Annotated in this window: 13 protein-coding genes and 1 pseudogene; 9 read left to right on the top strand and 5 right to left on the bottom strand. The window is 68.6% G+C overall.

Annotated elements, in window-relative coordinates:
* The first annotated feature begins 154 nt into the window (after positions 1–154).
* The 6 genes from ORK51_RS10015 to ORK51_RS09990 all read left to right on the top strand — a co-directional run bounded on the left by ORK51_RS10015 (position 155) and on the right by ORK51_RS09990 (position 4,303).
* Positions 155–943: an ABC transporter ATP-binding protein gene (locus ORK51_RS10015; RefSeq protein ID WP_019183992.1), complete on the top strand. Its 789-nt coding sequence runs from the start codon at positions 155–157 to the stop codon at positions 941–943.
* Entirely contained in the window at positions 943–1,692 is a 750-nt protein-coding gene (locus tag ORK51_RS10010; protein ID WP_019183993.1) for an MlaE family lipid ABC transporter permease subunit, read from the top strand. Before ORK51_RS10015 ends, ORK51_RS10010 begins: the two co-directional genes overlap by 1 nt.
* A 117-nt stretch (positions 1,693–1,809) precedes the next feature.
* Positions 1,810–2,337 (top strand): outer membrane lipid asymmetry maintenance protein MlaD, encoded by a 528-nt coding sequence (mlaD, locus tag ORK51_RS10005; RefSeq protein WP_019183994.1) that lies wholly within the window; start codon positions 1,810–1,812, stop codon positions 2,335–2,337.
* Positions 2,334–2,996 (top strand): MlaC/ttg2D family ABC transporter substrate-binding protein, encoded by a 663-nt coding sequence (locus ORK51_RS10000; protein ID WP_019183995.1) that lies wholly within the window; start codon positions 2,334–2,336, stop codon positions 2,994–2,996. The genes mlaD and ORK51_RS10000 overlap by 4 nt, the downstream gene beginning before the upstream one ends.
* Positions 2,986–3,297, top strand: a complete 312-nt coding sequence (locus ORK51_RS09995; protein WP_019183996.1) for an STAS domain-containing protein — start codon at positions 2,986–2,988, stop codon at positions 3,295–3,297. Before ORK51_RS10000 ends, ORK51_RS09995 begins: the two co-directional genes overlap by 11 nt.
* Position 3,298: 1 nt before the next feature.
* Positions 3,299–4,303, top strand: a complete 1,005-nt coding sequence (locus ORK51_RS09990; protein ID WP_266084818.1) for an MlaA family lipoprotein — start codon at positions 3,299–3,301, stop codon at positions 4,301–4,303.
* Between the two features lie 56 nt (positions 4,304–4,359).
* Here the strand turns inward: ORK51_RS09990 and ORK51_RS09985 are convergent, their stop codons facing one another.
* From ORK51_RS09985 to ORK51_RS09970, 4 genes are all read right to left on the bottom strand, one after another.
* Entirely contained in the window at positions 4,360–4,920 is a 561-nt protein-coding gene (locus ORK51_RS09985; RefSeq protein WP_266084817.1) for a glutathione peroxidase, read from the bottom strand.
* Between the two features lie 56 nt (positions 4,921–4,976).
* Positions 4,977–5,345 (bottom strand): hypothetical protein, encoded by a 369-nt coding sequence (locus tag ORK51_RS09980; protein WP_070474159.1) that lies wholly within the window; start codon positions 5,343–5,345, stop codon positions 4,977–4,979.
* Between the two features lie 86 nt (positions 5,346–5,431).
* On the bottom strand, positions 5,432–7,015 hold the full coding sequence (locus tag ORK51_RS09975) for a DNA recombination protein RmuC (protein WP_019184031.1): 1,584 nt from the start codon (positions 7,013–7,015) through the stop codon (positions 5,432–5,434).
* Positions 7,016–7,052: 37 nt separating this feature from the next.
* Positions 7,053–8,060, bottom strand: coding sequence for a zinc-binding alcohol dehydrogenase family protein (locus ORK51_RS09970; RefSeq protein ID WP_266084816.1), 1,008 nt, complete (start codon positions 8,058–8,060; stop codon positions 7,053–7,055).
* 92 nt (positions 8,061–8,152) lie between these two features.
* Between ORK51_RS09970 and ORK51_RS09965 the strand changes: the two are divergent.
* From ORK51_RS09965 to ORK51_RS09955, 3 genes and pseudogenes are all read left to right on the top strand, one after another.
* A pseudogene (locus tag ORK51_RS09965) lies at positions 8,153–9,120 on the top strand (LysR family transcriptional regulator); the annotation flags it as partial.
* Between the two features lie 16 nt (positions 9,121–9,136).
* Positions 9,137–9,763 (top strand): leucine efflux protein LeuE, encoded by a 627-nt coding sequence (gene leuE, locus ORK51_RS09960; RefSeq protein WP_266084815.1) that lies wholly within the window; start codon positions 9,137–9,139, stop codon positions 9,761–9,763.
* Between the two features lie 161 nt (positions 9,764–9,924).
* Positions 9,925–10,281 carry a hypothetical protein gene (locus ORK51_RS09955; protein ID WP_070426269.1) on the top strand — a complete coding sequence of 119 codons (357 nt, stop codon included), beginning with the start codon at positions 9,925–9,927 and terminating at the stop codon, positions 10,279–10,281.
* Positions 10,282–10,291: 10 nt separating this feature from the next.
* Here ORK51_RS09955 and ORK51_RS09950 read toward each other — a convergent pair whose 3' ends face one another.
* Positions 10,292–11,191 carry a LysR family transcriptional regulator gene (locus ORK51_RS09950; protein WP_070426270.1) on the bottom strand — a complete coding sequence of 300 codons (900 nt, stop codon included), beginning with the start codon at positions 11,189–11,191 and terminating at the stop codon, positions 10,292–10,294.
* Positions 11,192–11,213: the final 22 nt, after the last annotated feature.

Genomic DNA, 11,213 nt, shown 5'->3' with positions numbered 1-11,213 from the left:
CCACCACCGGCCCGACACGCTGTGTTGCAGGTGACGGCATGCCCGCCGCGGCACTGCCCTCACCCGCCCGTGCGACAATACTGCACGGTCCAGTTCGGTTATGTTCAGCCGTTCACCACGATCTTACAACGTTGGAATTTTGTTAATGGCGTCCATGACGGTTTCCGAAGAGAGTCTGGTGCAGTTGTCCAACGTCCGCATCGACCGCGGCGGACGTACGATCCTGCGCGACGTTTCGCTGACCGTTCCGCGCGGCAGCATCACCGCCGTGCTTGGCCCGTCGGGCAGTGGCAAGTCCACGCTGCTGGCCGCGCTGACCGGTGAGCTGCGCCCGGTGGCCGGCGAGGTCACCCTGTTCGGCCAGCCCATTCCGACCGGCGCACGCGCGCTGTTGGAGATGCGCAAGAGCGTGGGCGTGCTGCTGCAGGGCAATGGCCTGCTGACCGACCTGACCGTCGCCGAGAACGTGGCCCTGCCACTGCGCACCCATACCCGCCTGCCGAAGCCCGTATTGCGCCGCCTGGTGCAGATGAAGCTGCACGCAGTGGGCCTGCTGGCCGCTGCCGATGCCTGGCCGCGCGAGCTGTCCGGCGGCATGGCACGGCGTGTGGCCCTGGCCCGTGCGCTTGCGCTCGACCCGCCGCTGATGATCTACGACGAGCCGCTGACCGGGCTGGACCCGATCGCCTCGGGCGTGATCATGAGCCTGATCCAGCGCCTCAACCACAGCCTGGGGCTGACCAGCATCATCGTCAGCCACCACGTGCACGAGACCCTGCCGATCTGCGACCAGGTGATCGCCATCGCCAACGGCGGCATCGTATTCCAGGGCAGCCCGGCCGCACTTGAATCCAGCCAGGACCCGCTGCTGCGGCAGTTCCTGCATGGTGAGCCGGACGGCCCGATCCCCTTCGATGCCGCACCACGTGCGAGGGTTGCCTGATGCCGTTCGTTGACGCTACCCGCTCGCTCGGTCGCGCCGGCCTGTTCTCGCTGACGGTACTGCGCGGCTCGCTGCCGACCGCCGATTTCCTTGCCGAGCTGACCCGCGAAATCTACAAGATCGGCGCACGTTCGCTGCCGATCATTGCCGTAGGCGGCGCGTTCGTGGGCCTGGTGCTGACCCTGCAGGGCTACCGCACGCTCACCACCTTCGGCGCCGCCGATGCGTTGTCCACGCTGCTTGGCCTCTCGCTGTACCGCGAACTGGCCCCGGTGCTGACCGCACTGCTGTTCATCGGCCGCGCCGGCAGCTCGATCGCCGCCGAACTGGGCCTGATGCGCGCCACCGACCAGATCAAGGCGCTGGAGCTGATGGCCATCGACCCGGTGGCCAAGGTCGTCGCCCCGCGCTTCTGGGCGGCGGTGCTGACCGTGCCGCTGCTGACCGGCATCTTCTGCTCGCTGGCGATCAGCGCCAGCTACTTCGAGGCCGTGCATGTGCTCGGCCTGGACAACGGCGTGTTCTGGTCGGCGCTGAGCAACAGCGTGGACTTCTGGGATGACTTCGGCGTGGCGATGCTGAAGTCGGCGATCTTCGGCGGCACCGCGGCCCTGGTCGCGTCCTATGTCGGCTTCCATGCCGAACCCACGATCGAAGGCACGTCGGTCGCCACCACGCGCGCGGTGGTCAACGCCTCGCTGCTGGTGCTGGTCTTCAACTTCGTGCTGTCCGCCATGATGTTCCAGTAGGTACCGACCGTTGGTCGGTACGGCCGTTGTCCCTGGCCAGCACCCCCGCTTGAGTACGCAAAGACTTCCCGCCCGGACACCTGTCCAGGCACCTGACAAAGAACAGTGAGATATCCCATGGCCATCCGCGGTCCCAGACTCGAATTTTCCGTCGGCGCGTTCCTGCTGCTGGCGCTGGCCTCGCTGCTGGTGCTGGCCGTGGCCTCCACCAATCAACGGTGGGGCACCGGCGGCAGCGGCTACGAACTCAAGGCGCGCTTCACCCAGATCGGCCAGCTGCGCAAGCAGGCGCCGGTCAAGATCGGCGGCGTGACCATCGGCCAAGTCTCGGGCATCGAACTGGATCCCCAGAAGTTCGACTCGATCGTGACCCTCAAGCTGGACGGCAAGTTCAAGGATCTGCCGGCCGACACCTCGGCCGGCATATTCACCAGCGGTTTGCTCGGCGAAAGCTATATCGGTCTGCAGCCGGGCGGTGACCCGGATGTGCTCAAGTCCGGCGACGAGATCGTCTTCACCCAGCCGGCGGTGGACCTGCTCCAGCTGGTCGGCAAGTACATGTTCAGCGGTCCGGCCAATACCGGTGGCGCTGACTCCCACGATGGCAACGGCGCGCCTGCGCCTGCAACGGAACCGCAACCATGAAAAAGACCCTGATCCCGGCGCTGCTGGCCTCGGCCCTGCTCGCCGCCACGCCCTCGCTCTCCTTCGCCCAGGCCGCTCCCGCTGCCGCTGCCGCCCAGCAGGGCCAGGCCAGCAAGGCGGTGATGGACGCCAGCACCCGCATCCTGACCTCGCTGCAGCAGCGCCGCACCGAGTTCCGGGCCAACCCGGCGGTGCTGCGTGACTTCATCAACAGCGAGCTCAACAAGACCTTCGACCGCGACTACGCCGCCCGCCTGGTGCTGGGCGTGCACGGCCGCGGCGCCTCCGATGCCGACGTCAAGCTGTTCGCCGATGCGATGGCCGACAACCTGATGCAGCGCTACGGTTCGGCCCTGCTCGAGATCCAGGGCAAGCCGACCTTCCGCCTGAAGAGCGAGTCGCCGCTGCCGGGCAACCGCGGCGTGCGCGTGTCCACCGAGCTGATCCGCGCCGGCAACGAGCCGACCCCGGTCGACTACCTGATGCGCAACGTCAACGGCCAGTGGAAGATCTTCGATGTGATGATCGAAGGCATCTCCTACGTGCAGACCTTCAAGACCCAGTTCGACGCCCCGCTGCGCCAGAAGTCGATCCAGCAGGTCGCCACCGAACTGCGCAACGGCAGCATGCAGGCCGGGCAGGCCCCGCGTGGCAAGTAACAGCGCCAGCGTGCAGCGCAACGGTGCCTCGCTGGTGTTCAGCGGGGTGCTCGACCGCGCGGCGGTGACGGCCCTGTGGCCCTCGCTGGCCGCGCTGGACGGCGTGCAGCAGTTGGACCTGGCGGCGGTGAGCAAGCTGGACAGTGCCGGCCTGGCCCTGCTGGCCGAGCTGGCCGCACGCCTGCGTGCAAACGGGACCGCGCCGACGATCATCGGCAGCCCGGACGGTTTCACCGACCTCAGTGCCGCCTACCGGCTGGCACCCACCCTGGATTTCCATGCCCTTTCTGCGGCGAGCTGACATGAACGTCATACGCACCCTCCCCCTCCTCGTGCTGGCGCTGGCCCTGAGCGCCTGTGCCGGCAAACCCGCACGCGACAGCGCACCGGTCAGCGTCGAGGTCGCCCCTGCGGCGGCACCGGTGGCCGATGTGGCCGACACGCCCGTGGTACCGGCCGACGCCGACACCGTCGCCGACAGCACGGCCCCGGCCGCGCAGGCCGGTACCGACCCGGCGGCGGAACCGGCCACGGCCGGCACCGCGCCGACCAACGCCGAGGACGACTTCGCTGCGTTGTACGGCGGGCCCGCCCCGAGCGCGGATGGCACCGAGCCCAGCGGCACCCCGTACGATCCGTGGGAACCGTTCAACCGCAAGGTGCACAGCTTCAACAACGTGGTCGACCGCGCGGTCGCACGCCCGCTGGCGGTGGCCTACACCAACGTGGTGCCACGCTTCGCACGTACCGGCGTGAGCAACTTCTTCAGCAACCTGCGCGCACCGGTGACGATCACCAACCAGCTGCTGCAGGGCCGTCCGGACGATGCCTGGGACAGCCTGGGCCGCTTCCTGATGAACTCCACGCTGGGTATCGGCGGTCTGTTCGATCCGGCCAGCAAGGCCATGGTGCCGCGTCGCAAGGAAGACTTCGGTCAGACCCTGGGCACGTGGGGCTGGCGCCGTTCGCGCTACGTGGAGCTGCCGTTCTTCGGCCCGCGTACCGTGCGCGATGTGTTCGGCCTGGCCGGCGACATGCCGCTCTCGCCGATCCGCACGATCGAAGAGGACAAGATCCGCATCGGCCTGCAGGGCCTGCAGCTGGTGGACATGCGTTCGCAGCTGCTGGCGGTCGATGACATGCGCGACAACGCCGTGGACGAGTATTCGCTCGTGCGCGATGCATGGCTGCAGCGCCGCAACTACCAGATCGAGAACGACCTGCGTGGCAAGCATGCGCGCGGCAAGGACGATCCGGACGCCCCGATTCCGGTCGATGCGATGCCGATGCCGAACTGGGGTAACTGATCCCCCACGAGAAAGCCCCGCCGAAGCGGGGCTTTTTTTGTTCCCGCGTCAGCCGATCAGGCCGCCAGCGCGGCGTCGATCGCGGCCACCAGGCGGGCATCGTCGGCCGGCACGTCCGGGGCGAAGCGCGCGATGACCTGGCCGTCGCGGCCGATCAGGAACTTCTCGAAGTTCCACAGCACGCCCGGGGCGGCATTGACCACCAGCTCGGGGTACTTGGCCACGGCGCCCTGCAGCTTTTCGCGCATCGGGCCTTCGCCGGTGGTGGTCGGCTGCGCGGCGGTCAGCTGCTGGTACAGCGGATGGGTGTCCTCACCGGCCACGCTGATCTTGGCGAACATCGGGAAGCTGACGTTGTACTCGAGCTGGCAGAACTGCTGGATGTCCGCTTCGCTGCCCGGTTCCTGGGCCAGGAAGTTGTTGGCGGGGAAGCCCAGCACTTCCAGGCCGGCGGCCTGCTTGTCGGCGTACAGCGCCTGCAGACCTTCGTATTGCGGGGTCAGGCCGCACTTGGAGGCGACATTGACCACCAGCAGCACCTTGCCGCGGTAATCGGCCAGCGAGGTCGGCTGACCTTCGATGGTGGTGACGGGGATGTCGTAGACGGTCTGGCTCACGGCAGGTTCCTTGCGTTGGATCAGGGGAGGCACAGCATAGCCGTGCCGCGGGAAGCTCAGTCGACGCAGATCGTGCCCAGTGCCACGCCGCCATCGATGCGCTGGCGGCAGCCGAAGTTCTGGCTGACATCACGCTGGCAGACGCCGCGCGCGGCCGTTCCCGGCGCGACATCGCTCGTGGCCAGGCATTGGCCGCTGCAGTCGGCCTTGGCGCTGCAGACCTTGCCGGCATCGGCGTAGGGCACCACGCACTGCACGCGCTGCAGGCGACCCAGCGGCTGCAGACTGCCACCGGCGGCGGTGCATGCGGCAGCGCTCGGTGTGGCGGAGGTGGTCGCCGCGGTGTCGGCAGGGGTATCGACAGGTGGCGTACTGCTGCACCCGGCCAGGGCGAGCAGGAGGGACAGCATCAGGGTCAGGCGCATTGGCGTTCCTTGGAAGGCGGAAGAGAGACAGGGCAAAGCGTGTGCCGCGCAGCATGCGTGATCGCCTGCATGCATGGCGTCGGCGCTCACTCCTGCGCGGCGCTGGTCTCGTCGCCGGCCACGTCCTCGTCCTCGCCGCTCATGTCGCCGAGCAGGTCCTGGGTCTGTTCGCTGCCCAGCGTTTCCACGCTGCGCAGGCGGCGCTCGATGGTGCGCGTCTTGCGGCTGGCTTCACCGAGGCTGCGGCCCACCGTGCTGATCTGCTTCTCGGCTTTTTCCAGGATGCCGGCGAACTTGCCGAACTCACTTTTGACCGCACCGAGCAGGCCCCACACTTCGCTGGAGCGCTGTTCGATGGCCAGCGTGCGGAAGCCCATCTGCAGGCTGTTGAGCAGCGCGGTGACGGTGGTCGGGCCGGCCACCACCACGCGGTGGTCGCGCTGCAGCAGGTCGATCAGGCCGGGGCGGCGGATCACTTCGGCGTACAGGCTTTCGGTGGGCAGGAACATCACCGCGAAATCAGTGGTGTGCGGCGGGGCGATGTACTTGTCGCAGATCGATTTGGCCTGGATGCGGATCGCGCGCTCCAGCTGCGCGCCCTGCACGCGCACCCCCTCGACATCGCCCTGTTCCTGCGCATCGAGCAGGCGCTCGTAATCCTCGCGCGGGAACTTGGAATCGATCGGCAGCCACACCGGGGTGTCTTCGTGGCCACGGCCCGGCAGGCGCACCGCGATATCCACGATCTCGTTGCTGTCCGGGCGCACTTTGACACCGCGCCCGTACTGCTCCTGGGTCAGCGTCTGCTCGAGGATGTTGTCCAGCTGCACTTCGCCCCAGCTGCCACGGTTCTTGACGTTGGTCAGCACCCGCTTGAGGTCGCCCACGCCGGTGGCCAGCTGCTGCATTTCGCCGAGGCCACGCTGGACCTGCTCCAGTCGTTCGGAGACCAGCTGGAACGAAGCACCCAGGCGGGTTTCCAGCGTGGTCTGCAGCTTCTCGTCGACGGTCACGCGCATCTGGTCGAGCTTTTCGGCGTTATCGCTCTGCAGGCTCTTGAGCTGCTGCTCGAGCGTGGCGCGCATCTCGCCGATGCGCTGCTCGTTGCGCTGGGTCATCTCCTGCAGGCGCAGGCCCAGCGATTCGGCCAGGCGCTGCTGCGACTGCCCGGTTTCCTCACGGCCCAGGCGTGCGTCGTCGGCCAGGGCCTGGCGCAGCGCGGCCATGTGGCTGTCGGTGCGGGTGGTCAGTTCCACCAGCTGCTGGCCGAACGCTTCGATGCGCGCCTGCTGCTGGTGCCCGAACGCTTCCAGCTGCGCGCGCACGTCCTGCATGCGCAGCGCCAGCAGCTCGCCGGTGCGCTGCTGGCTGAGCGTGCTTTCCTCGCGGGCCTTGCGCGCGTCTTCACCCAGCGCGTCGCGCAACAGGTCCAGGCGCTGATCGGTACGGGTGGACAGATCGGTCAGCGCGCGCGCGAAGCTTTCCAGCCGCGCGTCCTGCTGGCGGCCCAGGCCTTCGAGCTGCTCGCGCAGTTCGCTGCGGCCGACCCGGGCCTCCTCGCGCAGGCTCTGTTCGAGATCGCCATGGCCGGAACGCCGCAGCAGCGCGAGCAGCTGCAGCACGAGGACGGCACACACCAGGGCGCCGAGAATGAGGAATTCGGTTTGCATGCGGCAAGTGTAGGCCGCGGCGGTCTCATTGGCTGCGTCAGAAACCTTCAAGCACGAGCTTGCCGCGGGCGCGGTGGCTTTCGATCAGGGCATGCGCCTGGCGCAGGTTGGCGGCGTTGATGCGGCCGTAGTGCTCGCCCAGCGTGGTGCGCAGTACGCCGGCATCGATCAGCGCCGCAACGCGTTCGAGCAGCTCGTGCTGGCGCTGCACGTCGGGGGTGTTGAAGCTGGAGCGGGTGAACATCGATTCCCAGTGCAGCGACAGGCTCTTGCGCTTGAGCGCCATCACGTCGAGCTGGCCGGGATCGTCGATCAGTGCCAGCTGACCCTGCGGGGCGAGCACGGCGACGATCTGGTCGTAGTGCTGGTCGGTATGGGTCAGGCTGGCGACGTGGCTGACCTCGGCGATCCCCAGGCGCTGCAGGCCTTCGCCCAGCGGCTGGGTATGATCGATCACATGGTGCGCGCCCAGCGCGTAGACCCAGTCCTGGGTGTCCGGGCGCGAGGCGGTGCCGATCACGGTCAGGCGGGTCAGCTGGCGGGCCAGCTGGACCAGGATCGAGCCGACGCCACCGGCCGCGCCGATCACCAGCAGGGTCTGGCCTTCACCGCCGTTCTCGGGGATGCGCAAGCGGTCGAACAGCAGCTCCCAGGCAGTGATCGCGGTGAGCGGCAGCGCCGCGGCGGCAGCGTCATCCAGGCTCGCCGGCTTGTGCCCGACGATGCGCTCGTCCACCAGCTGGTACTCGGCGTTGCTGCCGGCACGACCGATCGCACCGGCATAGAAGACCGCATCGCCGGGCTGGAACAGGGTCACCTCGTCACCGACCGCGTCCACGATGCCGACCGCGTCGAAACCGAGGACGCGCGGCTCGGTTACCGCCACGCCGTTGCGGACCTTGGTATCGACCGGGTTCACCGAGATCGCCCGGACCTCGACCCGCAGGTCGCGTGGGCCAGGCGTGGGGATCGGCAGGGTGATGTCCACCAGCGCGGCGGGGTCGCTGATCGGCAGGCCATGCTGGGTATAGGCGACGGCTTTCATCGGGGGGAGATCCGTTGAGGGAAGACGGACAGACTGCGCTTCACGGCCAATCGGAGAAAGGCGCAAAATCGGGCAGCACTTTCACTCCAGGAATGAAAATGGTCCGGTTTGACGATCTCGCCCTGTTCGTCCGCACGGCGGCGCTGGGCAGCTTCTCCAACGCCGCGCGCGAGGCCGACCTGCTGCCCGGCCAGGTCGCGGCGGCGGTGGCGCGGCTGGAGCGCGAGCTGGACCTGCGCCTGTTCGTACGCTCGACCCGCAGCCTGCGCCTGACCGCCGAGGGCGCGCTGTATCTGCCCTACGCGCAGGAGGTGCTGGCTGCGCTGCGCGAGGGCGAGGCCCGGGTGCGTGGCGAGGATGCCGAGCTGCGCGGCACGCTGCAGGTGGCGGCGCCATCGGACCTGGGCCGCAACCTGCTGCTGCCGTGGCTGACCGAGTTCCGCGCCGCGCACCCGAAGCTGCAGCTGCGCCTGCAGTTGTCCGACCAGGTGGCCGATGTGTTCCGCGATCCGGTCGACATCGCCTTCCGGCTGGGCCGGTTCGACAACGCCAGCTATGTCGCCCTGCCCCTGCTGCCCGGCAACCGGCGGGTGCTGGCCGCCTCACCGGACTACCTGGCCCGGCACGGCACGCCGGACAGCCTGGACGCGTTGAAGGAGCACCACTGCCTGCTCTACCAGCTGGCCGGGCGTGCGTATGACCGCTGGAGCTTCGAGGCCGATGGCCGGCGCACGGTGATCCCGGTGCGCGGCAACATGGTCTGCGACGATGCCGACGTGGTCCGCCGCTGGGCGGTGGCCGGGCAAGGCATCGTGTTCAAGTCATGGCTGGATGTCTGCGCCGATGTCGAGGCGGGGCGCCTGCAGGTGCTGCTGGGCGGAGCCGGCGACAGCCTGCCGTTGAACCTGGTGTGCCCGCACCGCAAGCAGTTCTCCCCGGCGATCCGCCAGCTGCATGCGATGTTCGAACAACGGCTGCAGCCCCTGCTGGCCGGCTTGCCAGCCGGCGCGCGCTGACGCTATCGCCCGGGGCGCGGCTGCCGGACAATGCCTCTCCCCCGTTGTCGAGTCGCCGCCATGCCGTGGATGGGCATCCAGGATCTGTGGACCTTTGTTGCTGCCGTGCTGGTGTTCCTGGCCCTGCCGGGCCCGGGCACGTTCACCCTGCTCACCGCCACCGGCCGCGGCGGCGTGCGTGGCGGTTACACGGCGTTGTTCGGCCTGCTGCTGGGCGATCAGATCCTGATGTGGCTGGCGGTGGCCGGTGTGGCTGCATTGCTCAAGGCCAACCCGATGGTGTTCCACGCGGTGCAGTACCTGGGCGCGGCCTACCTGGTATGGATCGGCATCGGCCTGCTGCGCCCGCCGCGCGCCCTGGGGGAGGAAGGCGGGATCCGCCTCACGCCGGGCCACTACTTCCGCCAGGCGGTGCTGATCAACCTGCTGAACCCGAAGGCGATCATCTTCTACATGGCTTTCCTGCCGTTGTTCATCGATCCGGCACGCCACCAGGGCGTGGTGACGTTCGCGACCATGGCACTGATCATCTTCGTCATGGGGCTGGCGTACTGCTCGGTGCTGATCGGGGTGGGCAACCTGCTGCGCCGTCGGATTCTCCAGCACCCGCGTGTGGGGCTTTGGCTGAGGCGGGTGGCAGGGGTGTTCCTGATCGGGTTCGGTGTACGCCTGGGCGTCAGCGGCTGAGGTCTTGGCCGCCGTCCGTCGGCGTGCCGCGACAGCGCGCGTCGCGTTCGGCCGCAGATAGACGCCGTCATCGCGACGGTTGCGTTTCATTCAAACATTGAGATTCCCCCGTGTCCCGGGGCAGTGTTCAATCGGCGCCATCGCCGTGTCGCGAGGATCCGATGGCCGCCCCGATCTACTTCGTGCAGCACCTCAATGGCCATGACGAGCGCCTGCTCGGCATGCACACCCGCCGCATCGATCTGGCCCACCCGGCCGTCAGCCGCATCCTTGCCGGCCTGCACCCGGTGGACCGGGTGGAACTGCGCGCCTGCCTGTTCGACTGCCAGGCCAGCCTGATGCTCGCGCTTCGCGATCGCATCGCGCGGGCCGAAGCCGCGGCCCAGGGCTGGCGGGTGTTCGATGCGCGCGGCGTGCTGTGCTGCAAGCGCTTCCCCGAGGATACGCAGGTGATCTATCCACAGGGTCATCCGCCGCTGGATGGCTGGGCCGGCGCGCTGCTTTCCCCGGTGCGCTGACCCGCCGGCGTCAGCGCCGCATCGCCTCGCGCAGGTAATCGATGAACACCCGCAGCTTGGGCGCCATCTGCTCGCGCGCCGGGTAGTACAGATGGAAGCCGGCGAACGGCTGCTGCCAGTCCTGCAGCACGCATTGGAGGCGGCCGGCCGCCACGTCGCCGGCGTACAGCGCCTCGAACCCCTGCGCCAGCCCCACCCCTTTGCGCACCGCCGCCCGGATCAGGCCGGCATCGTTGAACACCAGACGGCCCGCCACCTCGACCTCGAAATCGCGACCCTCGCCGGTGAACTCCCATGCCATCCGCCGGCCCGTGCTGAGCCGGTGAACGATGCACTCGTGGGCGACCAGATCCGCCGGGGTCGCGGGCACGCCGTGCGTGGCCAGGTACGCCGGAGTGGCCACCACCACCTGACGCTCCAGTGGCCCGATCGGCACCGCGATCATGCCGCGCGCCAGGCTTTCGCCCAAGCGGATGCCGGCGTCGAAACCGCCGGCGACCAGATCGGTCAGCGCGGTTTCCACGAACAGCTCCACCTCGATCTGCGGGTAACGCGCCAGGAAACCGGGCAGGTGGGGCAGCACCAGCAGTTCGGCGGCGATCCGCGGCACGTTGATGCGCAGCTTCCCGGCGGGCACATCGCGCTGCTGGTCCAGATCCTCGAAGGCCGCATCGATGCGGGCCAGGCCCTCGCGCACCTGCGCCAGGAAACGGGCGCCCTGCTCGGTCAGGCCGACCCGGCGCGTGGTCCGCTGCAGCAGCCGCACGCCGAGGTGCGCCTCCAGCGCGCGGACCGTCTGGGAGAGCGCCGAGGGCGACACCCCCAGCTCATCGGCGGCCCGGGTGAAGCTGGCATGGTGCGCGACGCGGGCGAAGGCGACGACGGCGGGCAGGGGGCGCTGAGCACTCATTGTGAAGGCTGGCTTCAAGGAT

The sequence above is a fragment of the Stenotrophomonas sp. RIT-551 genome (assembly GCF_026241915.1).
GTDB classification, from domain to species: Bacteria; Pseudomonadota; Gammaproteobacteria; order Xanthomonadales; family Xanthomonadaceae; genus Stenotrophomonas; species Stenotrophomonas bentonitica_A.
The sequence above is the reverse complement of the archived record's forward strand: the minus strand, read 5'-3'. Positions and strand labels throughout refer to the sequence as shown.